Here is a 24,362-nt window from a genome sequence, read left to right as displayed (position 1 = left end):
CCGGAATATTTCCCGCCCAGTGCGCATTCTTTGGGGGCGATAGCCCCCGTTTGCATTTTGGAAGGGCCTTGTCATGACCGAAACTTCAACCATCGCCGATCAGGCCTTCCCGCCAGAGCTTGTGATTGCGGATACCGTGCGCTGGCTGGAAAAGGCGGTCATCGGACTCAACCTTTGCCCCTTCGCAAAGGGCGTGCATGTCAAAGCCCAGATCCACTATGTCGTCAGCGATGCGAGCGATGCGCAGGGCGTGGCTGATGCCCTGCATCGCGAGCTCGAGGCACTGGCCGAAGCCAGTGCGGAAAAACGCGATACCACGCTGCTGATCCTGCCCCATGCCTTGCAGGATTTCCTGGACTTCAATGACTTTCTCGAAGTGGCCGACGCCATGGTCGAGGAGCTGGATCTGGGTGGCATCCTGCAGGTTGCCTCGTTTCATCCGCAGTTCCAGTTTGAGGGCACGGATGTGGACGATGTCACCAACTGCACCAACCGCTCTCCCTATCCCATCCTGCATTTGCTGCGCGAAGACAGCATCGACAAGGCGGTGGAAGTGTTTCCGGAAGCCGAAACGATTTACGAGCGCAATATGGAAACGCTGGAAAAGATCGGCATCGAAGGCTGGCTGGATCTGGATGTCGGGGCTCGCTGCCCGGTGACCGGCCATGGTGAGACAAAGGCTGAGAAGTGATGGGCAAGACCGAAAAAAGGCAGAGCCTGCAAAAGCCCGCCCAAGCAGGGGCACAAGATATTGCCGAGCAACTGGGGCTCAAGCCCGGCCAGAGCATAGAGCTGCTCAAGGCCCTGCATATCCTCACGCGCGAGGGCAAGCTCAACCAGGATTCGCGTCGCAAGCTCAAGCAGGTCTATCACCTCTATCAGTTCATCGAGCCTCTGCTGACGGAACTGTCCGGAAATGGACAGGCTGTGACGCTGGCCGACCATGGCGCAGGCAAGTCCTATCTGGGCTTTATTCTTTACGACCTGTATTTCAAGGCCCTGGATCAGGGACGGATCTACGGTATCGAGACGCGTGCGCCCTTGGTCGAGGCCTCTCAGAAGCTGGCGAAGGAGCTGGGCTTTGAGCGCATGGAGTTTCTCAATATGTCGGTGGCAGAGTCCACACGAGCAGACTTCATGCCCGCACAGTTCGATGTGGTCACGGCCTTGCATGCCTGCGATACGGCAACCGACGATGCGATCGCCTTCGGACTGGAAAAGCAGGCCAGGGCCATGGTGCTGGTGCCTTGCTGCCAGGCAGAAGTGGCAGCATGTCTGCGCCAGACCAAGGCCGTGAGCCTGGCGCGCACTCCGCTGGCCGAGCTGTGGCGCCACCCGATTCACACGCGCGAGATGGGCAGCCAGATTACCAATGTGCTGCGCTGTCTGTATCTGGAGGCTTGCGGCTACCAGGTCACGGTCACTGAGCTGGTGGGCTGGGAGCACAGCATGAAGAACGAGCTGATCGTGGCTCGTTACACGGGGCAGAAAAAGCGCAGTGCGGCGCAACGTCTGCGCCAGTTGCTTGCGGAATTCGGACTGGAAGGTCTGGCCGGCGTGCGCTATCCCCATTTGCAGCAAGCCAGCGCAGCCTGAGCGGGCTCAAGCTGTGGCCCCGGAGCATGAGAGTGCTACGGGGCCGCAGTGGCAGTTCAGTGGCTTTCCATGAGGCGCTTCATGAGCTCCTGTGTCGAAGCGTCCACTCCCGACCAGTCATTGTGGCTCTTGCGGGCATGTAGCTGCTTGGCGAGGTTCTTGCCCAGCTCCACGCCCCACTGGTCGAAGCTGTTGATGTCCCAGATGGCGCCCGAGACAAAAATGCGATGTTCATACAGCGCAATCAAGGCGCCCAGAGAGGCGGGGTCCAGTCTCTCAAGCATCAGAAAGCTGCTGGGGCGATTGCCGTCGCAGTCCTTTTCCTGGCCTTCGCCGCAGCGCCCCACCATCAGCGCCTGGGCCTGGGCAATCGCGTTGACCACCAGGCTTTGATGGTGCTCGCCCAGATATTTGCCGCCGTCGCGCAGGGCGATGAACTCGACCGGTATGACATCCGGCCCCTGATGGAGCATCTGGAAAAAAGCATGCTGCCCATTGGTGCCAGGTTCGCCCCAGATCACCGGTGCTGTGGGAGCAGAGAGCCGAGTGCCATTCTTGCTGATGCTTTTGCCATTGCTCTCCATCTCCAGCTGCTGCAGATAGGCTGTCAGGCGGCGCAGTCCATGGCTGTAAGGCGCAATGCAGCGGCTGGAGAAGTGGCAGAAATTGCGATACCAGACGTCCAGCAGGCCCAGGCGCACCGGGAGATTGTTCTCCAGAGGCTCAGTGAAAAAGTGGGCATCCATCGCATGCGCACCGTCCAGTAGCGCTCTGAATTGCTCCGAGCCTATGGCGATGGCAATGGGCAGCCCGATGGCAGACCACAGCGAAAAGCGTCCACCCACCCAGTCCCAGAAACCCAGTGTGCGCTGTATGCCGAACTCTGCGGCCGCCTGCGTATTGGTGGTCAGGGCCACAAAGTGGCGGTCGATCGAGCATGGGGCCTGCGGATCTTCGCTGCCGCCATGATCGAGAAACCACTGTCTGGCCGAGCGTGCATTCAGCATGGTCTCGGCCGTGGTGAAGGATTTGGAGGCAATCAGGAACAGCGTGCTTTCCGGTTTGACCCGGCGCAGCACATGTCCCAGTTCGTGGCCATCCACATTGGAGACAAAGTGAAAGTTCTTGTCCTTGTCTATCCAGTCCTCAAGGGCATTGACCACGACTTCCGGGCCCAGGTGCGAGCCGCCGATGCCGATATTGACGATATCGGTGATCTGCTGGTTGCCCTTGATCTGATCGGCCAGGGCGAGCATTCGATCCAGCGTGTCGTGCACGTCATGCAGAGCCGAGTGCATGTCCTGGGGCCAGGATCGAAGCACGGGGCTCTGGGCTAGCTGCCCGCCGTCTGCAGGAGTGCGCAGCAGCCAGTGCATCGCGCTGCGCTGCTCGCTGGTATTGATGGCTGCGCCGGCCAGCATGGCGTCGCGCTTGCGCGCGAGCAGGCTCTCGACGGCAAGCTGCCTCAGCAAGGCTTCGGTCTCGCGAGTCCAGAGGTTCTTCGACAGATCGGCGAAGACATGCGGCGCCTGCATGCTCAGGACATCAAGACGTTGTGGGTCTTGTGCAAAAGCCTGGCGCAGATCCAGATGCTGGATCTGCGACTGGTAATGGGTTTGCAAAGCCTGCCAGGCAGGCAGCTCGTGACAAAGAGGCGTCAAAGGAAATTCCAGTCAGTCATGCAGCCGCTTGCTGCATCAATGCTTCCAGCTTCAGGGTGTCTGCGGTGAAAGCGCGAATGCCTTCGGCCAGCTTTTCCGTGGCCATGGCATCTTCGTTCAGCGCAAAACGAAACGAGGCCTGGTCGTACAGAACGCGTTCCTGCGGCTGGGCTCTGGCCTTGTCCGGGTCCAGGGCACGAGTCAAAGGCATGGCGTCGTCCTGCTGTGCGCGGAGCTGGGCCAGCAGCTCAGGTGCAATGGTAAGCAGATCGCAGCCCGCCAGAGCCAGAATCTGGCCGGTATTACGAAAGCTTGCACCCATGACCTCGGTGGAAACATCGAAGTGCTTGTAGTAGTCGTAAATTTTCTGCACCGAGCGCACGCCCGGATCATTGACGCCGGCCATGGCGGCTTCATCCCACTGCGCGCCGGCCTGCTTTTTGTACCAGTCGTAGATGCGGCCCACAAAGGGCGAGATCAGCTGGACCTTCGCCTGGCCGCAGGCAACGGCCTGGCAGAAGGAGAACAGCAGCGTCAGATTGGTGTGAATGCCGCGCTGCTCGAGAATGCGGGCCGCTTCAATCCCTTCCCAGGTGGCGGCGATCTTGATGAGCACGCGCTCGGTGTGGATGCCGGCCGCCTGATACAGCTCAATCAGTCGCTCGGCGCGCGTGACCGTGGCCACGGTGTCGAAAGACAGGCGGGCATCGACTTCAGTGGAAACACGGCCGGGTATGGTGTTCAGAATCTCGCAGCCGAAGCGCACCAGCGTCCGGTCCATGATTTCGTCCAGCCCTCTGTCTTTGAATTGCGCCACGGTGGCGCGCATCAGGGGTGCATATTCGGTCTTTTGAACCGCTTTGAGAATCAGGGATGGATTGGTGGTGGCATCTTGCGGTTGAAACTGCGCCAGTTGATGAAAATCACCGGTGTCCGCGACCACGGTTGTGAATTGCTTGAGCGCCTCCAACTGATTCATGTCCATCCTTTGCTGTATTTCAAACTAACCAGCAAGTGTAGAGCGTGAATCCCTGATTGAAAACGAGCCTGCCGACACTCTGTTTGATGATGTATCAAGGCAAACCCTGCTGAATATCTGCGCTTGCCTATTTATTTGCGGAAATATTCAAGTTTTGCGGCCGGTGAGGCGCTTCGGTCTTATGCTCGCCCTTTTACGCACGCATTTATTGCCTCCACCTCATCCGCGCCAATATGCTCGATCGCATTACCGCCTCCCTTCCGTCCCTGGCGCCTGCAGAGCAGCGTGTTGCACGCTTGGTACTGGCCGATCCGCGGGCCTTCGCTCATCTGCCGGTGCGAGAGCTGGCAGTGCGGGCGCATGTCAGCAAACCCACGGTGGTGCGCTTTTGCCGCAGCATGGGCTACGACGGCCTGGCGGACTTCAAGCTCAAACTTGCGGGCAGCGTCAGCGAGGGCGTACCGTTCATCCATCGCAGTGTGGACAGCGATGACAAGACCAGCGATGTCATGGTCAAGGTGGTGGACAACGCGGTTGCCGCTTTTCTGCAGTATCGCAATGCGGCCAGCACGGCGGCCATAGAGCAGGCTGCGCAGGCGATTGCCGCGACCTGGCAGACCGGCAAGCGCATCGAGTTTTACGGCGCCGGCAATTCGGGCATCGTGGCGCTGGATGCCCAGCACAAGTTTTTCCGCCTCGGTGTGACCAGTCTGGCCACCAGCGATGGCCATATGCAGGTGATGAGCGCCACCTTGCTGGGGCCGGGCGATTGCGTAGTCATCATCTCAAACTCGGGCCGCACACGAGATCTGATGGATGCGGCGGATATCGCCCGCAAGAACGGGGCCACCACGATTGCGATCACGGCCAGCGGCTCCCCTCTGGCCTGGGCCTGTCAGGTGCATCTGGCCGCCGATCATCCCGAAGGCTACGACCGCTACAGCCCCATGGTCTCGCGGCTGCTGCACCTGCTCATCATCGACGTGCTGGCGACCTGCGTGGCACTGCGCATCGGGCCTGCGCTGCAGCCGGCGCTGGAGCAGATGAAGAACAATCTGCGCGCCAAGCGCTATACCTGAAGGCCTGCAAGGACGCGGCCTGGGGCAGGCAGCAGCGAAGGCGCGAAAGCTCTTTTTATAGGAGCTTCTGTCGCTTTATTGATAAAGATTTCATGTACAAAACATATTGAAATCCTTTGTGAGCAGGCGGTAATAGCTATCAAAAGCAAAGCCCATGCGGCCAGGAGCTGCATGGGCTTTGTGATGGGCGGGCGCTTGCCCGCCGCTGTCGTGCTTACTCCTGCACGATGGAGGAGGGGTGGTTGGCCAGGGGCCTGACCTTGATCTGCATATAGGGGAACAGCGGCAGGCCGCTGAGCAGGCCGTGCAGCTCGTCATTGCTCTGGACGTCGAAGATGCTGACGTTGGCGTATTCGCCCACCACGCGCCAGATATGGCGCCACTTGCCTTCGCGCTGCAGCTTTTGCGAGTATTCCTTCTCGTCCTGCTTGATCTGCGCGACCAGGGCAGGGTCCAGCGAGTGAGGGATCTGGACAATCATTTCGACCATGTACAGCATGGGTTCTCCTAGGTGAGGATGTGAACGGAAAAACGGAAAAAGAGCGCCGGCGCCCGGTTACAGATGCGGCCAGATCAGCATGGTGCTCGCGTAGATCACGCCGACCAGCATCATGGAGACCACGGTATAGCCCATGATGTCCTTGAGCTTGAGCTTGGACAAGGCCAGGGCCGGCAGGATCCAGAAGGGCTGGACCAGGTCGTTCCAGCCATTGCCCAGCATCACCGACATGGCGGTCTGGGCCTGAGAGGCACCCAGGGTCTTGGCCGCGTCGATCATGAACGGGCCCTGCAGCACCCAGTGGCCGCCGCCCGAGGGCGCGAAGAAGTTGATCACAAAGGAGCTGACCAGCCCCCACAGCGGCAGCGTGTGCTCGCTGGCGATGCTCACGAAGATGTGGGCGATGGACTCCACCAGGCCCGAGCCATGCATGATGGCCATGATGCCTGCGTAGAAGGGGAACTGCAGGATGATGCCGCCGATGGTCTTGACGCCTTCATTGACCTTTTCCACGTAGAGCATGGGCGTCCTGAGCAGCAGCACGCCCAGGAACAGGATGAAGAAGTTGATCATGTTCAGGTCGAGGTTGCCGCCCTTGACGAAATGCAGCACCACATACGCCATGCCGCACAGGCCGATCAGCAGATTGAGCACGCGGCTGTTGTTCAGGCGGTAGGCCAGGGTCTTCTGGTCGCCCAGCAGGTCGTGGCCTGCGCCGCCCTTGCCTTCGTCGGCGGCCACGGCGGGGTCCAGCTCCACGATCTTCTCGCCGGCCTTGGGGTGCATGGCGGCGTTGAGCAGCGGCAGGGCGATGAGCACGGCCAGACTGGTCAGCAGCATGGGTGCGGAGAAGATGGTCTGCGTCAGCGGGATCAGGCCCATGCTGCTCTCGAAGGTGTGGCCCTTGGTCGAGATCAGCACCGGAATCGTGGCCGAGAAGCCCAGGCTGTACATGGTGAAGCCGGTATAGGCCGAGGCGATGATCAGCGGATAGTGAACGCCCTTGACCTTGAGCGCCAGCTTGCGCGCCATGATGCCGCCGATCACCAGGCCAAAGCCCCAGTTCAGGTAGCTGCCCACGCAGCCCACGATGGTGGCCACGATGATGGCCTGGCGCGGCGTGTGCACGTGGCTGGCGATGCGGTCCAGGAAGCGGTTGACCAGGGGCGCGGCCGCCAGCACATAGCCCATGACCAGGATCACGGCCATCTGCGTGGTGAAGGCCAGCAGGCTCCAGAAGCCCTTGCCCCAGTCCTCGACCACGAGGTTGACGGGCCGGCTTTCCACGGCAAAGGCCAGGACCATGGTCAACAGGGTCAGCAGGATGGCAAAGACGAAGGGGTCGGGCAGATACTTGCGCATCAGCTCGGTGAAGAATGCGGTGATTTTCGACATGAACGCCGGTCTCCGATGTTGTCTGGATTTGGGGAGAAAAGCCGCCGTGCCGCAGCGGTTGCGGCGCGGGATAGGTTAGGCGCGCGGCTAGGCAGGCCGCGAAGCGGCTCAGGGCCTGATCAGACCGAGGCTACGCCGACGGTCATGCCGCCGCAGACATAGAGCACCTGTCCGGTCACAAAGCCGCTGCGCTCGTCGAGCATGTAGGACACGGCATGGGCCACGTCTTCGGGCGTGCCCACGCGCTTGACGGGTACGGACTGGATGATCTTCTGCGTGCGCGGTGCATCGGGCGGGTTGGCCTTGTCGAACAGCTCGGTGCGGATGGGGCCGGGGCCGATGGCGTTGGCCGTGATGCCCCACTGTCCCAGCTCCAGAGCCCAGACGCGAGTCATGCCGATCAGGCCGGCCTTGGTGGCAGCGTAGGCGGTGCGCAGGTCCTTGCCCAGCGCGGCGCGCGAGGACATGTTGACGATGCGCCCGAAGCCCGCCTCCTTCATGCCGGGCAGCAGGGCCTGCATGCACTGGAAGGCGCAGCGCAGGTTCAGCGAGACGGCCAGGTCGAACTCGGCCAGGGTCTGGGATGCGGCGTCATTGGGCACGACCACGCCGACGTTGTTGACCAGGCGCGTGATGGGGCCGCCTTCCAGGGCCAGACGCAGCGCGCGGGCCGTGTCCTCGGCATTGCTGAGGTCGGCCTGGATGCCGCCCGGAACGTGATCGACCACGCGGTCGATGATGACGGGCTCGTAGCCGTCGGCACGGCAGCGCTCGGCGGCGGCAGCGCCGATACCGGCACCGCCGCCGGTGATCAGCACGCGGGGACGGACGGGAAGGGAAGCGTTCTGGGAAGACATGGCAATACTTTCGGACGGAATGCGGGAAAGGGCTGGGCTGCCGGACGGGGGCTAGGCCGCCGCAGGCAGGTGGCTGGCGCCGGCCACATAGGCTTTGCGCCAGCGGGTGATGGACACGCGCTCGAACAGGCCGGCGGTGAAGAAGGGGTCGGACTCTATGAAGGACTGGGCTGCTTCGCGCGTGTCCAGTTCCACCACGTACAGGCCGCCGCCGAGGTCGCTGCCGTCGTCGGCCAGCTTGGCACCGCAGGCCAGCAGCAGGTGCTTGTGGGTGTCCAGGAAGCCCAGGTGCGCGGGGCGATGGGCCTGGCGCACGGCCTGGTGACCGGGCTTGTCGAAGGTTTCGATGATGAAGGGCATAAAGGCTCCGGTGTTGGGCTCAGACCGTGGCGACAGGTGTGACCGGCGAGGCGATGGCTCCCGGCAGGTTCAGCGGCGGTGCCGTGAGAAGGAAGCGGTGGCGACCGTGCTCGCGCAGCCAGTGCGCCAGCGGCGTCAGGTGCCATAACTCGCCCAGGTGCACGCCCAGCTTGAATAGGCAATGCTCGTGCAGGGGCAGGGCCGCGCAGCAGGCAGCGCCGGGGCGCGCCGGGAAGGCCTCGACCGCGTAGTTGTCGGTGGCGATGACGGCGATCTGGCTGTCGGTGATCCACTGCAGCAGGCGCGCATCGCGCCCGTCAAGCACGGCGCAGGCGTGTTCCAGCAGCTCGGGGTCGGGGTTTTTGTGCATGTCCAGTACGCGCTGGGCAAAGCCGGTGTGCAGGCACAGCATGTCGCCGGGCTCGATCTGCACACCGTCGGCGACGATGACCTGCATCAGCTGCTCGTAGCCGACCACGGTGCGTGCGTCGCCGAAATGGGCACGCAGGTCCACCATCACCCCGCGGCCCTGCACGCCGTTGCGGGCCATGCCTTCGATGCCCAGGGCCTTGGCGCAGCTGGTGCTGGCGCTGTCGTCCAGGCGCGCGGGAATGCCGGTGCCGCTCAGCTCGGCCGGGCCCACGATGTCGATACCTGCGGCAAAGCCGTTGTAGTACAGCGGCTCAGGCAGGCCGTCGCCGTTGGCATCGAACAGGGCGCCCACGTGGGCCAGGCCGTCCCACTGCGTGGAGTACTGCAGCGACAGGATGACCATGTCGTCCGAGAGCACGTCGGTGCGGCCCGGCTCCAGCTCCTGCAGCAGGCAGTTGAAATTGACGCGACCCTTGCGCTGCAGCGGACGCAGCACCGGGGGCTTGCGGTTGGGATTGAGGGCGCTGCCGCCCGGGTAGTCCAGGGGCAGGCTCAGCGCAAAGCGTTGGCCGGTCTGCACTTCGGCCACGCCTTGGCGGACTTTCTCGGGGGTCAGCAGGTTCAGGCGGCCAAGCTGGTCGTCTTCACCGAAATCGCCCCAGGTCGAGCCTTCGGGGCGGTGTCTCCAGCGGCGGGAGGCAGTGGGCATGCCGGTCTCCGTATCACAGGCCGTGGCGGCCGCTGCCGGATGCGGGCAGCCGGTCGTCGCGGCGTTGGTCAGTGCTGGCGTGCAAAGCCGGCAAGGGCTTGTTCGAAGGCCTCGGGCGCCTCCAGGTTGGACAGGTGCGAGGCCTGCAGCTCGACCAGCTGCGAGCCCGCAATGGCGGCCTGCATGGCCTGCGCATCGGCCACCGTGGTCACGGGGTCGTGGGCGCCGGCCAGCAGCAGCGTGGGCGTGGCGATGGCGGCAATCGCAGCGCGCAGGTCTTCGCGGGCCAGTGCTTCGCAGCAGCTGGCATAGCCTTCGGGCGCGATGCCGGCAATCCAGCCCTGGGCGCGTTGCACCACGGCGGGCTGGGCAGCCGCAAAGCCGGGCGTGAACCAGCGGCCGGGCGACGATTCGGCCAGGGCCTGCATGCCGGCTGCGCCGCTGGCGCGCACCTGGGCGGCTCGCTCCAGCCAGGCCGACTCCACGCCGATCCGGGCGGCGCTGTTGGCCACGGTGAGGCTGCGCAGGCGCTGGCCGGTATTGACACCCAGCCACAGGCCGGTCAGGCCGCCCATGGAGATACCGCAGAAATGCGCCTGCTGTACCTGCAGCGCGTCGAGGATGGCTAGCACATCGCGGCCCAACTGGTCAAAGCTGTAGGGGCCGTCGTTGCAGACGCTGGCGCCATGGCCGCGCGTGTCGTAGCGCAGCACACGAAATTCGCTGCGCAGGGCAGCTGCCTGTGCATCCCACATCTCCAGCGTGGTGCCCAGGGAGTTGGACAGCACGAGCACGGGGGCGTCGTCAGGGCCTTGCAGATCAATGCGGAAATCGCCGCTGGCGGTGGAGAGCAGGGAGGTGGTCATACAGACTCGCAGACGATGAGTGAAGTAGAGCGCGCAGCAGCGCATGAAACTGGCGTGGATCAAGCCAGGGACAGCGAGCAAGGGCCGTCCCGCAGCGAGGCTGTCGTCCCCCTCCCGAAGGAGAGGGCGCTGTGCCACGGGGGAGGCCGCGCAGCGGCTCAGGGGGTGTGTTGGATCTCAAACGCTGGCGCCGGAGTCCTTGACGACCTTGCCCCACTTCTTGGTTTCGGCGTCGATGAACTTGGCAAAGCCATCCTGGGTGTCGATCACGACTTCGCCGCCCTGGTCGTTGATCTTCTTGATCACGGCGGGGTCCTTGAGCACCTTGGCAATGGCGGCATGCAGTTTTTGCTGGATGTCGGTCGGTGTCTTGGCCGGCGCGAAGAGACCGAACCAGGAGGTTGCCTCGTAGCCGGGCACGCCGGCTTCAGCCACCGTGGGCACATCGGGCAGCTCGGGCGAGCGCTTGGCCGTGGTCACGGCGATGGGGCGCAGCTTGCCCGAGCGCACATGTTGGATGGCCGAGGGCATGTTGTCGAACATGATGGCGATCTGGTTGCCCAGCAGATCGGTGATGGCCGGCGCGCTGCCCTTGTAGGGCACATGCACCATGTCCAGACGGGTCATGGACTTGAACAGCTCGCCCGACAGATGGATGGAGCTGCCCGAGCCCGAGGAGCCGAAGTTCAGCTTGCCGGGATTGGCCTTGGCATAGGCCATCATTTCCTTGACCGTCTTGAAGGGCTGGCTGGGGTGGGCGACCAGCAGATTGGGCACATTGGCAACCCGGGTCAGAGGGGCGAAGTCCTTGACCGGGTCGAAGGGCATCTTCTTGTACAGGGCTTCGTTGATGGCGTGCGTGCCCACCGTGCCCATGAACAGGGTGTAGCCGTCGCCGGCTGCGCGTGCAGCGGCCTGACCGCCGATATTGCCGCCTGCGCCGGGACGGTTGTCGATGATGATGCTCTGGCCCAGTTCGGTGCTCAGGGCCTGACCCACCACGCGCGCCAGGATGTCGGTCGTGCCGCCGGCCGAGAAGGGCACGATCATGGTGATGGGCTTGCTGGGATAGGGCGACTGGGCCATGGCGGGAGCAGTGCCCAGAGCGAACAGGGCGGTTGCTGCCAGGGTCTGCAGGCTGCGGCGGCGAGACAGGGAAAGGGAATTGGACATCTAGGTCTCCGGAAAAAAGCAAGACACCGCCGGCCAGTGGCCGGGGCGCGGGCTGCCGCGGTGGCGCAGCTCCGAAAAGAGCTGCACTCCGGCGGTCGTTGTTTTGGTGTGAGAGGCAGGGGTGCGGCAGCAGGCCGGGCTTGGCCGGTCCCTGCCGCAGTCGGGATCAGACGCGTTCGAGCACCACGGCAATGCCCTGACCCACGCCGATGCACATGGTGCACAGCGCGTAGCGGCCGCCCAGGGTATGGAGCTGGTTCACGGCCGTGGTGGCCAGGCGGGCACCCGATGCGCCCAAGGGGTGGCCCAGGGCGATGGCGCCGCCCCACTGGTTGACGCGGCGGTCGTCATCGGCAATGCCCAGATCGCGCAGCACGGCCAGGCCTTGTGCGGCAAAGGCTTCGTTGAGCTCGATGACATCCATCTGGTCAAGAGTCAGGCCGGTCTGGGCCAGCACCTTGCGCACTGCGGGAGCGGGGCCGAAGCCCATGATGCGCGGCGCGACGCCGGCCACGGCCATGCCGACCACGCGGGCGCGCGGCACCAGGCCATACTGGCTGGCCGCTTCCTCGTTGGCCAGCAGCAGGGCGCAGGCACCGTCGTTGACGCCGCTGGCGTTGCCGGCCGTGACCGTGCCATCGGGGCGTACCACGCCCTTGAGCTTGGCCAGTGCCTCGATGGTGGTGGCGCGGGGGTGTTCGTCCTGGCTCACGACGATGGGGTCACCCTTCTTCTGGGCGATGGAGACGGGCACGATCTCGCGTGCCAGATGGCCGGCGGCAATCGCGGCCGCCGCCTTTTCCTGGCTGGCCAGGGCCATGCGGTCCTGGGCTTCGCGCTCGATCCTGAAGTCGTCGGCCACGTTTTCGGCGGTCTCGGGCATGGAGTCCACGCCGAACTGGGCTTTCATCAGCTTGTTGACGAAGCGCCAGCCGATGGTGGTGTCGTAGACGGCATTGTTGCGGCTGAAGGCGGACTCGGCCTTGGGCATGACGAAGGGCGCGCGGCTCATGCTTTCCACGCCGCCGGCAATCATCAGGCGGGCTTCGCCGGACTTGATGGCACGCGCGGCCGTGCCGACAGCGTCCAGGCCCGAGCCACAGAGGCGGTTGATGGTGGCGCCGGGTACATCGATGGGCAGGCCGGCCAGCAGCGCCGACATGCGGGCGACGTTGCGGTTGTCCTCGCCAGCCTGGTTGGCGCAGCCATAGAGCACATCGGCCACGGCGGTCCAGTCCACATTGGGGTTGCGCTGCATCAGCGCCTTGATGGGCAGGGCGCCCAGATCATCGGTGCGCACGCTGGACAGCGCGCCGCCGTAGCGACCGAAGGGGGTGCGGATGGCGTCGCAGATAAAGGCTTGGTTCTGGTTGCTCATGGCATGTCTCCGTTATGAAAATTGAGCTTCTGGTGCGGACTGGATTGGCCTGAAGTTCAGGCCGCGATGGGCAGGCCGACGATGCGTTCGAGTTCGACGTGCTCCAGGCCTTCGACCTTGTCGATCAGGCGCAGCCCCTCGGGTGTACATGCCAGGGTGCACAGATCGGTATAGATGCGCTTGACGCAGCCCAGGCCGGTCAGCGGGTAGCTGCACTGGGCCACGACCTTGCTCTCGCCCTTTTTGGTGAGCAGATCCATCATCACCCAGGTCTGCTTGGCGCCAATGGCCAGATCCATGGCTCCGCCCACGGCAGGAATGGCGCCGGGCTCGCCGGTGCTCCAGTTGGCCAGGTCGCCCGTGGCCGAAACCTGGAAGGCTCCGAGCACGCAGATGTCCAGATGGCCGCCGCGCATCATGGCGAAGCTGTCGGCGTGGTGGAAATAGCTGCCGCCGGGCAGCAGGGTCACGGGCTGCTTGCCTGCATTGGTCAGGTCGTAGTCTTCGGAGCCGGGCGCCGGTGCCGGGCCCATGCCCAGAATGCCGTTCTCGCTTTGCAGAACAATTTCGCGTCCTGCGGGGATGTGGTTGGCCACCAGAGTGGGCTGGCCTATGCCCAGATTCACATAGGCACCGTCATGAATGTCCTGGGCCACCCGCAGTGCCAGTTCGTCCTTGCTTCGTTTTTGATAGCTCACGCTTGTATCTCCTTGCTGGACCTTGGCTGGCTCAGGCCGCCTTCTTGAAGCCGCCGGCCTGGGTGGCCACGCGCTCGATCTTCACCACCTGGCTCACATAGATGCCCGGGGTGACCACGGATTCGGGGTCAAGCTGGCCGAGCTCCACGATGTCATGCACGGTGGCCACGGTGAACTTGGCGGCCGAAGCCATCACGGGGCCGAAGTTGCGCGCCGACATGCGGTAGGTCAGATTGCCCCAGCGGTCGCCTTTTTCGGCCTTGATCAGGGCCACATCGCCATGGATCGGGTACTCCAGCACATAGTGCTTGCCGTTGATCTCGCGCGTTTCCTTGCCTTTGGCAAGTTCGGTGCCATAGGCCGTGGGGCAGAAGAAGGCACCTATGCCTGCGGCGGCGGCGCGCATGCGCTCTGCCAGATTGCCCTGGGCCACCAGCTCGAGCTCGATCTTGCCGCTGCGGTACAGCTCGTCGAAGACCCAGCTGTCCACCTGGCGCGGGAAGCTGCAGATGATCTTGCGTACCTGGCCGGTCTTGAGCAGGGCGGCCAGGCCGGTGTCGCCATTGCCGGCATTGTTGTTGACCACGGTGAGCTCGCGTGCACCCTGGGCGATCAGGCCGTCGATCAGCTCGCCGGGGATGCCCGAGGTGCCGAAGCCGCCGATGAGCACGGTGGAGCCGTCTTGAATGCCGGACAGGGCCTGAGCGACCGAGTCGGCGATCTTGTTGATCATGGGTGTCTCCAATTTTCTCTACAAAGACTTGCGCTATTGGCGCTAAAATGTTCGCATATAGAACATTTGTTCGCTAAAAGAATTGTAGGAAAGGATGAAGAAAATGGAGACTGTAAAAACCACATCAGGGAAAACCCCTGGAGAGGCCGATGCGAGCCCGCTCAAGCCCGGCGACAGCTATGTGCAGTCCTTTGCCCGGGGGCTGGAAGTCATACGTTCTTTCAGTGCCAGGGCGCCGGAGCAGACGCTCAGCGAAGTGGCTGCCGCCACGGGTCTGACACGTGCCGGTGCCAGGCGCATCCTGCTGACGCTGCAGACGCTGGGCTATGTGCGCAGCGACGGCAAGTACTACGCACTCACTCCGCGCATCCTGGATTTGGGCTTTGCCTATCTGAGCTCCACGCCGTTGTGGAATCTGGCCGAACCGGCCATGGAGGCGCTGGTGGACGAGGTCAAGGAGTCATGCTCGGCCGCCGTTCTCGAAGGTCTGGACGTGGTCTATGTGCTGCGCGTGCACACGCACAAGATCATGAGTACCAATCTGGGCGTGGGTTCGCGACTGCCTGCTTTCTGGACATCCATGGGTCGGGTGCTGCTGGCGGCGCTGCCCCCGGAGGAACTGCGGGCGCTGATGGCCCGGCGCGAGCAGCGCGCCTTCACGCGCCACACGCTGACCGGCGACGACGAGTTGTATGCCGAGATTGCCCGCGTGCGCGAGCAGGGCTGGGCCCTGCTCAACCAGGAGCTGGAAGAGGGCCTGATCTCGGTTGCCGCTCCCATACGCAATGCGCGCGGCCAGACGGTGGCGGCGCTCAACATCAGTGGCCAGGCCAACCGCACCAGCGAGCAGATGATGCGCGAGCGGCTGCTGCCGCAACTGCTGGCCGCTACGCGCCACATCAGCCAGTTGCTGAGCGCTTCGGGCCGCATGCATCTGTGATGAGGGGGCGTCGGCCCTGGCGCGACGCTTCATAATGACCGAAACGCCTTCCCTGTCGCCCCTGTCCAAGTCCGCTCCATGGCCCGTCTTCCCCGTCTCACGCTGGCAAACATGCCGCACCACATCATCCAGCGTGGCAACAACAGCGGCGAGATCTTTGTGGACGCGCAGGATCGTCTGGTCATGCTGGATCTGATGCGCGAGATGGCGCGGCGCTTCGAGGTCGATGTGCATGCCTATGTGCTCATGCCCAATCACTTCCATCTGCTGCTGACGCCCAGGACGGAGCAGGGCGTGCCCCAGTTCATGCAGGCCGTGGGGCGCAGCTATGTGCGTTACTTCAACAATCGGCACGGGCGCACCGGCACTCTTTGGGAAGGGCGCTACCGCTGCACCGTGCTGCAGGCCGAGCAATGGCTGATGGCCACCATGGTCTCCATGGATCTCAACCCCGTGCGCGACGGGCTGGTGCAGCGCGCGGTGGACTGGCCCTGGTCCAGCTATGCGCACAACGCAGGCCTGCAAAGCGATGCGCTCATCAGCCCGCACGCGCTTTTCTGGGCTCTGGGCAACACGCCCTTTGCCAGAGATGCTGCTTATGTCAGGGCCGTGGAGGCCGGTCTGGATGCCGATACCCAGGCACAGATCAGCCATGCCGCACTGCGTGGCTGGGCCCTGGGCGAGCCTGATTTCATTGAAAATTTGCAACAAAAAACCGAGAGGCGCGTGAAGCGGCAGAAGGCCGGCAGGCCTTCTGCACGCACAGCTTCGGTGCACGAGGAGTAGGGAGTTTTTCCAACTCCTTGTTTTTATTGGATTGCTTCTCTCTGTTTTTATATGTCCCCAATTAAATGCAAATAAAAAAAGTTGGTAATTAATTGGAATCTGACCCCAATTAATACTTATTGCATAACTTCATGTCATGTCGTAATCTTGCGTTCCCCGCGATTGATATAAGAGGATTCCCCATGACGACTGCTGCCGAGATCAAGTATCTCCAGGACCACGGTCTGTACTCCAAGAGCAACGAACACGATGCCTGCGGTCTGGGCTTTGTGGCCCATATCAAGGGTCAGAAGCGCCATGACATCGTGCTGGGGGCATTGAAGATCCTCGAGAACATCGACCATCGCGGTGCCGTGGGTGCTGACCCTCTGATGGGTGACGGCGCCGGTATCCTGATCCAGATTCCCGATCAGCTCTACCGCGAAGAAATGGCCAAGCAGGGCGTGGCTCTGCCTCCTGCTGGCGAATATGGCGTGGGAATGATCTTCCTGCCCAAGGAACATGCTTCGCGCCTGGCTTGCGAGCAGGAGATGGAGCGCGCCATCAAGGCCGAAGGCCAGGTGCTGCTGGGCTGGCGCGATGTGCCGGTGAACCGCGACATGCCCATGTCGCCCACCGTGCAGGAAAAGGAACCCATCCTGCGCCAGGTTTTCATCGGCCGTGGTGCCGATGTCATCGTGCAGGACGCGCTGGAACGCAAGCTGTACGTGATCCGCAAGACGGCCTCGGCCGCCATCCAGAACCTGGGCCTCAAGCACAGCAAGGAATACTACGTTCCCAGCATGAGCAGCCGCACCGTGGTCTACAAGGGCCTGCTGCTGGCCGATCAGGTGGGCGTTTACTACCGCGATCTGGCCGACGAGCGCTGTGTCTCGGCCATCGGTCTGGTGCACCAGCGTTTCTCCACCAACACCTTCCCCGAGTGGCCTCTGGCCCACCCCTACCGCTATGTGGCCCACAACGGTGAAATCAACACCGTGCGCGGCAACTACAACTGGATGCTGGCACGCGAAGGCGTGATGGCCTCTCCCGTGCTGGGCGAAGACCTGCAGAAGCTCTATCCCATCAGCTTTGCCGGCCAGTCCGACACCGCCACCTTCGACAACTGCCTGGAACTGCTGACCATGGCCGGCTACCCCATCAGCCAGGCCGTGATGATGATGATTCCCGAGCCCTGGGAGCAGCACGAAGCCATGGACGAGCGCCGCCGCGCCTTCTATGAATACCACGCTGCGATGATCGAGCCCTGGGACGGCCCCGCCTCCATCGTGTTCACTGATGGCCGCCAGATCGGCGCCACGCTGGACCGCAACGGTCTGCGCCCCTCGCGCTACTGCATCACCGACGACGATATGGTGATCCTGGCTTCCGAAGCCGGCGTGCTGCCCGTGCCCGATAGCAAGATCGTGCGCAAGTGGCGCCTGCAGCCCGGCAAGATGCTGCTGATCGACCTGGAGCAGGGTCGCATGATCGAAGACGAAGAGCTCAAGGCCAACGTCGTCAACACCAAGCCTTACAAGCAGTGGATCGAGAACCTGCGCATCAAGCTCGACGAGGTGGAAATCCCCGCCGACTTCAAGGCACCCGCAGCCAAGACCGAGCTGTCCCTGCTGGACCGCCAGCAAGCCTTCGGCTTCACGCAGGAAGACATCAAGTTCCTGCTGACCCCCATGGCCGAAAAGGGCGAGGAAGGCATTGGCTCCATGGGCAACGACAGCCCGCTGGCCGTGCTGTCCGACAAGAACAAGCCGCTGTACAACTACTTCCGCCAGATGTTCGCCCAGGTGACGAACCCCCCCATCGACCCGATCCGCGAAGCGATCGTGATGTCGCTGGTGTCGTTCGTGGGCCCCAAGCCCAACCTGCTGGACATCAACCAGGTCAACCCGCCCATGCGCCTGGAGCTGCAGCAGCCCGTGCTCGACTTCGAAGGCATGGCCAGACTGCGTGATATCGAAAAGCGCACCAACGGCAAGTTCAAGAGCTCGACGATCGACATCACCTACCCGCTGTCCTGGGGCAAGCAGGGTGTGGAAGCCAAGCTGGCCTCGCTGTGCGCCCACGCCGTGGACGAGATCAAGGGCGGTGCGAACATCCTGATCATCAGCGACCGCAACATGAGCGCCACGCAAGTGGCCATCCCTGCGCTGCTGGCGCTGTCCGCCATCCACCAGCATCTGGTGCGTGAAGGTCTGCGCACCACCGCCGGTCTGGTGGTGGAAACCGGCACGGCCCGCGAAGTGCATCACTTCGCCGTGCTGGCCGGCTACGGTGCGGAAGCCGTGCATCCCTATCTGGCGATGGAGACCCTGGTCGACATCTTCAGCCGCGAAGCTGCGCCCATCACTGCCGACAAGGCCATCTATCACTATGTGAAGGCCATCGGCAAGGGTCTGTCCAAGATCATGTCCAAGATGGGCGTGTCCACCTATATGTCCTACTGCGGCGCCCAGCTGTTCGAAGCCGTGGGCCTGAACAGCGAGACCGTGGACAAGTACTTCACGGGCACGGCCAGCCGCGTGGAAGGTATCGGTGTCTTCGAGATTGCCGAGGAAACCATCCGCAACCACGAAGCCGCCTTCAGCGACGACCCTGTGCTGGAAACCATGCTGGATGCCGGCGGCGAGTACGCCTGGCGTGCCCGTGGCGAAGAGCATATGTGGACGCCTGACGTGATCGCCAAGCTGCAGCACTCCACACGTGCCAACAACTTCAGCACCTACAAGGAATACGCCCAGCTGATCAACGACCAGACCAAGCGCCACATGACGCTGCGTGGCCTGTTCGAGTTCAAGTTCGACCCCGCCAAGGCGATTCCCGTGGACCAGGTCGAGTCGGCCAAGGAAATCGTGAAGCGCTTTGCCACGGGTGCCATGTCGCTGGGCTCCATTTCCACCGAAGCCCATGCCACGCTGGCCGTTGCCATGAACCGCATCGGCGGCAAGAGCAACACCGGCGAAGGCGGCGAAGATCCCAAGCGCTATCGCAACGAGCTCAAGGGCATCCCCATCAGCAAGGGCGAAACCCTGGCTTCCATCATCGGCAAGGACAAGGTCGAGTCCGATATCGAACTGCAGGCCGGCGACTCGCTGCGCTCCAAGATCAAGCAGGTCGCGTCCGGTCGTTTCGGCGTGACTGCCGAATATCTGGCCTCTTCGGACCAGATCCAGATCAAGATGGCTCAGGGCGCCAAGCCTGGTGAAGGCGGTCAGCTGCCCGGCGGCAAGGTCTCCGACTACATCGGTGCACTGCGTCACTCGGTGCCCGGTGTGGGCCTGATCTCGCCTCCACCCCACCATGACATCTACTCGATCGAAGACCTGGCACAGCTGATCCACGATCTGAAGAACGTGGCTCCGCACGCCAGCATCAGCACCAAGCTGGTGTCCGAAGTCGGTGTGGGCACGATCGCTGCAGGCGTGACCAAGTGCAAGAGCGATCACCTGGTGATCGCAGGGCACGACGGTGGCACCGGTGCCTCGCCCTGGTCCTCCATCAAGCATGCTGGCGGTCCCTGGGAAATCGGCCTGGCCGAGACCCAGCAGACCCTGGTGCTGAACCGTCTGCGTGGCCGTGTGCGTGTGCAGGCCGACGGCCAGATGAAGACCGGCCGCGACGTGATCATCGGCGCTCTGCTGGGTGCTGACGAGTTCGGCTTCGCCACGGCTCCGCTGGTGGTGGAAGGCTGCATCATGATGCGCAAGTGCCACCTCAACACCTGCCCCGTGGGCGTGGCCACGCAAGACCCCGTGCTGCGTGCCAAGTTCACCGGCAAGCCCGAGCATGTGGTGAACTATTTCTTCTTCATCGCCGAAGAAGTGCGCCAGATCATGGCCCAGCTGGGTATCGCCAAGTTCGACGACCTGATCGGCCGCTCCGATCTGCTCGACACCCGCAAGGGCATCGAGCACTGGAAGGCTCAGGGCCTGGACTTCAGCCGTCTGTTCGCCCAGCCCGAAGTGCCTGCCGACGTGGCCCGCTACCACGTGGACAGCCAGGATCACCTGCTGGACAAGGCGCTGGACGTCAAGCTCATCGAGCGCTGCAAGCCCGCCATCGAAAACGGCGAGAAGGTGCGCATCATGGAAGTGGCGCGCAACGTCAACCGCTCCGTCGGTGCCATGCTCTCGGGTGTGGTGACCAAGCATCACGCCGAAGGCCTGCCAGACGACACCATCCGCATCCACTTTGAAGGTACGGGCGGCCAGTCCTTCGGTGCCTTCCTGTGCAACGGCATCACGCTGAACCTCAGCGGCGAAGCCAATGACTACACCGGCAAGGGTCTGTCCGGCGGCCGAGTGGTGGTGCATCCCAGCCATGAGTTCCGTGGCTCCACCACCACCAACACCATCGTGGGCAACACCGTGATGTTCGGCGCCACCAGCGGTGAAGCCTTCTTCAGCGGCGTGGCCGGCGAGCGCTTTGCCGTGCGTCTGTCCGGCGCCACGGCGGTGGTCGAAGGCGTGGGTGACCACGGCTGCGAATACATGACCGGCGGTACCGTGGTCGTGCTGGGCAAGACCGGTCGCAACTTCGCGGCCGGCATGAGCGGCGGCGTGGCCTATGTCTACGACGAGGACGGCAAGTTTGCCGAGCGTTGCAACACCGCTTCGGTGAAGCTGGAGAAGGTGCTGCCGCACGACGAGTTTGTCTCGCGTGTCGATCCCGGCATCTGGCACCGCGGCCAGAGCGACGATCAGCAGCTGCGCAATATGGTGGAGGCTCACAGCCGCTGGACGGGTTCCAAGCGTGCCCGTGATCTGCTGGACAACTGGGCCGCAGCGCGTGCCAAGTTTGTCAAGGTGTTCCCGACCGAGTACCAGCGTGCACTCGGCGAGATCTTTGAACGCAAACAGAAGGAAAAGCAAGCTGCGAAAGCGCCAGCAGCTCCTCAAAAAGAAGCAGTAGCCGCCAAGTAAACACGGCTCGAAGCGGTGGCGGCCAGGCGGCCACCGCACTGCAAGCGAACACAGATTTCAAGGATTAAAGATCATGGGAAAGACCACCGGCTTCATGGAATACGAGCGCATCGAAGAGGGCTATGCCCCCGTTGCGGAACGTCTCAAGCACTACAAGGAATTCGTCATCGGCCTGACGACCGATCAGGCCAAGGTGCAGGCTGCACGCTGCATGGACTGCGGCACGCCGTTCTGCAACAACGGCTGCCCGGTCAACAACATCATTCCGGACTTCAACGACCTCGTGTACCAGGGTGACTGGAAGAACGCCATCACCACGCTGCACAGCACCAACAACTTCCCCGAGTTCACGGGCCGCATCTGCCCCGCGCCCTGCGAAGCTGCCTGTGTGGCCAATATCAACGGCGACGCCATCGGCATCAAGTCCATCGAGCACTCCATCATCGACCGTGCCTGGAGCGAAGGCTGGGTCAAGCCCCTGCCTGCCAAGCACAAGACCGGCAAGAAGGTGGCTGTGGTCGGTGCCGGCCCTGCAGGCATGGCAGCGGCCCAGCAACTGGTGCGCGCCGGCCACGACGTGACCCTGTTCGAGAAGAACGACCGCGTAGGCGGCCTGCTGCGCTACGGCATCCCCGACTTCAAGCTGGACAAGGGCCTGATCGACCGCCGTGTCGAGCAGATGGTGGCCGAAGGCCTGAAGATCCGCACCGGCGTGCTGATTGCCGGCAAGGACGGTCTGGGCAAGGACTCCAAGGTCACCAACTGGGCCAAGGAAACCATCAGCCCCGAGCAGCTCAATGCCGAGTTCGATGCCGTGCTGCTGACCGGCGGCTCCGAGCAGTCGCGTGATCTGCCCGTGCCCGGCCGCGATCTGGAAGGCGTGCACTTCGCGATGGAGTTCCTGCCCCAGCAGAACAAGGTCAACGCGGGCGACAAGCTCAAGGGCCAGATCCGTGCCGACGGCAAGCATGTCATCGTCATCGGCGGCGGCGACACCGGCTCCGACTGCGTGGGCACCTCCAACCGCCACGGCGCCAAGAGCGTGACCCAGTTCGAGGTCATGCCCATGCCGCCCGAGCAGGAGAACAAGCCCCTGGTCTGGCCTTACTGGCCGATCAAGCTGCGTACCTCGTCCAGTCACGACGAAGGCGTGGTGCGTGAGTTTGCGATCTCGACCAAGGAATTCGGCGGCGAAAAGGGCAAGGTCAAGAGCCTGACCACCGTCCAGGTCGAGTTCAAGGACGGCAAGCTGAGCGAAGTGCCCGGCACGGAAAAGGTCTGGCCCGCCGATCTGGTGCTGCTGGCCATGGGCTTTGTGAACCCGGTTGCCACCGTGCTCGAAGCCTTTGGCGTCGACAAGGATGCACGCGGCAACGCCAAGGCCAGCACCGACTTCATCGGCGGCTATGCCACCAGCGTGCCCAAGGTGTTCGCCGCCGGCGACATCCGCCGCGGCCAGTCGCTGGTCGTGTGGGCGATTCGCGAAGGCCGCCAGGCCGCGCGTTCCGTGGACGAGTTCCTGATGGGCGCCAGCGAACTGCCTCGCTGATCATTCACAGCGGGTCATCACACAAAACACACAAAAGGCATTCCCCGGAATGCCTTTTGTTTTTGATAGCTGCAAGCGCTTGCCTTTAATAGAATTCAGATAGATTTCAATAGGTTTTTGATTGCTGTAAAGCGCAAGGTGCTATCAAAAAGTCAGCGCAGCCACAGAAGCCGGGGACGGGCGTCGGCATCGCTCCACAGCACGGCGTTCTGCTGCCAGTGCCGGCCCCATTGCAGGGCCGTGTCGGCATCCATGCCCCAGATCAGCACGCTGTCTTCCGCAGGCCAATGGCCGAGCGGGTCCTGGCCGCAGCCGTCCAGATACTGCCAGCCCTCGCTGTCCAGAGCCTGGCGCAGGGCGCGCATGCGGCGGGCGTTCTCTGCCGGCTCCAGGAGCTGTCCCCAGGGATTGCAGGCCGTGAGATAGCAGGCGGCCTGGATGAGCTGCCGTCCCAGTTGTTGCCCGAGCCAGTCGTTGTGTTCACCTGCGCGTAGCGTCTGTGCGACAGCGCCCTGGGCTGCATTGACCCGGTAGAGCGCGCTGCGATAGGCCTGCTGCAGGGCGTCGGGGAGCTGGCTGGTGTCGGGTGACGGTGGTGGCATGGTGTGGAGTTTGGCAAGCTTGCACATGATGAGGACTTGCGCAGACAGGAATGCAACAACGGCCCGCCCTCTGAGGAAACCGTCATGCCTGAACCTGTTTTGCGTAAGTCGTGATGGTTTTGCGACCGGCGAGTGACGTTCTGTCCCGTCTGCGCGACAATAGCGGATTCGGCGCTGGCGGCAGCCCGGCTTCGGAGCGGCTGCGGTGGCCCCGGACGGGAGACAAAGCCTGCTGTCTCCGCTTTTTCCACTTCAAATTTTGACGCCATGAAAAAACGTACCCTGCTGGCCTCGGTGGCCCTGACTGCAATTTTGGCTGCCTGTGGCAAGAACGAGCCCGCAAGCAACACCGCTGCAGTTCCTGCGCCCGCTCCTGCTGCGGTTGCCGCCAAGCTGGTGGTGGGCCTGGACGACAACTTCCCGCCCATGGGTTTCCGTGACGAAAAGAACGAGCTGGTCGGTTTCGATATCGACATGGCCCGTGAAGTGGCCAAGCGCGCCAATATCGAAGTGCAGTTCAAGCCCATCGACTGGAATGCCAAGGAAGCCGAGCTGCTGGGCAAGCGCGTGGACGCTCTGTGGAACGGCCTGACCATTCTGGAAGAGCGCAAGGAAAAGATCCTGTTCTCCGATCCCTACATGGTGAACAAGCAGATCATCATCGTGAAGGCCGGCTCGCCCATCAAGGGCAAGGCTGACATGGTTGGCAAGGTCGTGGGTGCCCAGGAAGGCTCCAGCGCCGTGACCGCCCTGACCAAGGACAAGGAACTGTCGGACAAGTTCAAGGAAACCAAGCTCTTCGGCGACAACATCGCTGCCATGATGGACCTGGAGGCCGGCCGTCTGGACGTGGTGGTGGTGGATGAGGTGGTGGGTCGCTACTACGTCAACAAGAAGCCCGACAACTACGTGGTGCTGGCCGAGGACTTCGGTACCGAAGACTACGGTGTGGGCTTCCGCAAGGACGACGAAGCCACTCGCAACAAGGTCAACGACGTGCTGACCGAAATGAAGAAGGACGGCAAGGCTGCTGAAATCGCCCAGAAGTGGTTCGGCGCCGACGTCATCAAGCACTAATCCCTTTTTGACGGACTGCACCGGCAATGCCTGGCATTGCCGGTTTTTTTTGCGACGACAATGCGTGCAAACACTTCCTCCTGCGCACGCCCGTGCCTGTGGCGGGCTTTCGATAGCTGCAGCGCCACACTGAA

At 63.0% G+C, this 24,362-nt stretch carries 21 protein-coding genes; 8 read left to right on the top strand and 13 right to left on the bottom strand.

All coding sequences use genetic code 11. The annotated features are described in order from the left end of the window. Positions 1-73 precede the first annotated feature (73 nt). Positions 74-691 carry a DUF1415 domain-containing protein gene (locus tag DJFAAGMI_RS15375; protein WP_211457771.1) on the top strand — a complete coding sequence of 206 codons (618 nt, stop codon included), beginning with the start codon at positions 74-76 and terminating at the stop codon, positions 689-691. Next, complete coding sequence (locus DJFAAGMI_RS15370) at positions 691-1,596, top strand: class I SAM-dependent methyltransferase (protein ID WP_211457770.1); 906 nt, start codon at positions 691-693, stop codon at positions 1,594-1,596. Before DJFAAGMI_RS15375 ends, DJFAAGMI_RS15370 begins: the two co-directional genes overlap by 1 nt. 56 nt (positions 1,597-1,652) lie before the next feature. Here the strand turns inward: DJFAAGMI_RS15370 and pgi are convergent, their stop codons facing one another. Continuing rightward, on the bottom strand, positions 1,653-3,257 hold the full coding sequence (pgi, locus tag DJFAAGMI_RS15365; RefSeq protein WP_211457769.1) for a glucose-6-phosphate isomerase: 1,605 nt from the start codon (positions 3,255-3,257) through the stop codon (positions 1,653-1,655). Between the two features lie 16 nt (positions 3,258-3,273). After that, positions 3,274-4,236: a transaldolase gene (tal, locus tag DJFAAGMI_RS15360; RefSeq protein WP_211457768.1), complete on the bottom strand. Its 963-nt coding sequence runs from the start codon at positions 4,234-4,236 to the stop codon at positions 3,274-3,276. 233 nt (positions 4,237-4,469) lie between these two features. Between tal and DJFAAGMI_RS15355 the strand changes: the two genes are divergently transcribed. After that, positions 4,470-5,315: an SIS domain-containing protein gene (locus DJFAAGMI_RS15355; RefSeq protein ID WP_211457767.1), complete on the top strand. Its 846-nt coding sequence runs from the start codon at positions 4,470-4,472 to the stop codon at positions 5,313-5,315. A 214-nt stretch (positions 5,316-5,529) separates the two neighbouring features. On the opposite strand, the gene catC is transcribed toward DJFAAGMI_RS15355, so the two are convergent. From catC to DJFAAGMI_RS15305, 10 genes are all read right to left on the bottom strand, one after another. Beyond that, the gene (catC, locus tag DJFAAGMI_RS15350) at positions 5,530-5,814 is read right to left on the bottom strand and encodes a muconolactone Delta-isomerase (RefSeq protein WP_211457766.1); all 285 of its coding nucleotides are present in this window, start codon (positions 5,812-5,814) and stop codon (positions 5,530-5,532) included. 57 nt (positions 5,815-5,871) lie between these two features. Further along, a complete protein-coding gene (locus DJFAAGMI_RS15345; protein ID WP_167006440.1) occupies positions 5,872-7,209 on the bottom strand; it encodes a short-chain fatty acid transporter in 1,338 nt (445 codons plus the stop codon). A 119-nt stretch (positions 7,210-7,328) separates the two neighbouring features. Continuing rightward, the gene (locus DJFAAGMI_RS15340) at positions 7,329-8,066 is read right to left on the bottom strand and encodes an SDR family oxidoreductase (protein WP_211457765.1); all 738 of its coding nucleotides are present in this window, start codon (positions 8,064-8,066) and stop codon (positions 7,329-7,331) included. A 51-nt stretch (positions 8,067-8,117) separates the two neighbouring features. Beyond that, positions 8,118-8,426: a YciI family protein gene (locus DJFAAGMI_RS15335; RefSeq protein ID WP_003058698.1), complete on the bottom strand. Its 309-nt coding sequence runs from the start codon at positions 8,424-8,426 to the stop codon at positions 8,118-8,120. 19 nt (positions 8,427-8,445) lie between these two features. Then, complete coding sequence (locus DJFAAGMI_RS15330; protein ID WP_211457764.1) at positions 8,446-9,507, bottom strand: cyclase family protein; 1,062 nt, start codon at positions 9,505-9,507, stop codon at positions 8,446-8,448. Positions 9,508-9,575: 68 nt separating this feature from the next. Further along, complete coding sequence (pcaD, locus tag DJFAAGMI_RS15325; protein ID WP_211457763.1) at positions 9,576-10,373, bottom strand: 3-oxoadipate enol-lactonase; 798 nt, start codon at positions 10,371-10,373, stop codon at positions 9,576-9,578. A 177-nt stretch (positions 10,374-10,550) separates the two neighbouring features. Then, a complete protein-coding gene (locus DJFAAGMI_RS15320; protein WP_211457762.1) occupies positions 10,551-11,546 on the bottom strand; it encodes a Bug family tripartite tricarboxylate transporter substrate binding protein in 996 nt (331 codons plus the stop codon). Between the two features lie 166 nt (positions 11,547-11,712). Next, positions 11,713-12,924: a 3-oxoadipyl-CoA thiolase gene (pcaF, locus tag DJFAAGMI_RS15315; protein ID WP_043370885.1), complete on the bottom strand. Its 1,212-nt coding sequence runs from the start codon at positions 12,922-12,924 to the stop codon at positions 11,713-11,715. Positions 12,925-12,980: 56 nt separating this feature from the next. Continuing rightward, a complete protein-coding gene (locus DJFAAGMI_RS15310) occupies positions 12,981-13,622 on the bottom strand; it encodes a 3-oxoacid CoA-transferase subunit B (RefSeq protein WP_211457761.1) in 642 nt (213 codons plus the stop codon). A gap of 31 nt (positions 13,623-13,653) precedes the next feature. Next, on the bottom strand, positions 13,654-14,355 hold the full coding sequence (locus tag DJFAAGMI_RS15305; RefSeq protein WP_003058692.1) for a 3-oxoacid CoA-transferase subunit A: 702 nt from the start codon (positions 14,353-14,355) through the stop codon (positions 13,654-13,656). A gap of 103 nt (positions 14,356-14,458) precedes the next feature. On the opposite strand from DJFAAGMI_RS15305, the gene DJFAAGMI_RS15300 reads away from it, so the two are divergent. From DJFAAGMI_RS15300 to DJFAAGMI_RS15285, 4 genes are all read left to right on the top strand, one after another. Continuing rightward, positions 14,459-15,295 carry an IclR family transcriptional regulator gene (locus tag DJFAAGMI_RS15300; protein ID WP_211457760.1) on the top strand — a complete coding sequence of 279 codons (837 nt, stop codon included), beginning with the start codon at positions 14,459-14,461 and terminating at the stop codon, positions 15,293-15,295. Positions 15,296-15,373: 78 nt separating this feature from the next. Then, complete coding sequence (locus tag DJFAAGMI_RS15295) at positions 15,374-16,081, top strand: transposase (RefSeq protein ID WP_211457759.1); 708 nt, start codon at positions 15,374-15,376, stop codon at positions 16,079-16,081. Positions 16,082-16,263: 182 nt separating this feature from the next. Then, a complete protein-coding gene (locus DJFAAGMI_RS15290; RefSeq protein WP_211457758.1) occupies positions 16,264-21,000 on the top strand; it encodes a glutamate synthase-related protein in 4,737 nt (1,578 codons plus the stop codon). Between the two features lie 73 nt (positions 21,001-21,073). Continuing rightward, positions 21,074-22,549 (top strand): glutamate synthase subunit beta, encoded by a 1,476-nt coding sequence (locus tag DJFAAGMI_RS15285; protein WP_211457757.1) that lies wholly within the window; start codon positions 21,074-21,076, stop codon positions 22,547-22,549. A 152-nt stretch (positions 22,550-22,701) separates the two neighbouring features. On the opposite strand, the gene DJFAAGMI_RS15280 is transcribed toward DJFAAGMI_RS15285, so the two are convergent. Then, complete coding sequence (locus DJFAAGMI_RS15280; RefSeq protein WP_211457756.1) at positions 22,702-23,151, bottom strand: DUF3293 domain-containing protein; 450 nt, start codon at positions 23,149-23,151, stop codon at positions 22,702-22,704. A gap of 267 nt (positions 23,152-23,418) precedes the next feature. Between DJFAAGMI_RS15280 and DJFAAGMI_RS15275 the strand changes: the two genes are divergently transcribed. Further along, complete coding sequence (locus tag DJFAAGMI_RS15275) at positions 23,419-24,228, top strand: amino acid ABC transporter substrate-binding protein (protein ID WP_211457755.1); 810 nt, start codon at positions 23,419-23,421, stop codon at positions 24,226-24,228. Positions 24,229-24,362 lie beyond the last annotated feature (134 nt).

It is taken from the genome of Comamonas brasiliensis, assembly GCF_018292285.1.
Lineage (GTDB): Bacteria > Pseudomonadota > Gammaproteobacteria > Burkholderiales > Burkholderiaceae_C > Comamonas > Comamonas brasiliensis.
This window is presented reverse-complemented; position numbering and strand designations above follow the sequence as displayed.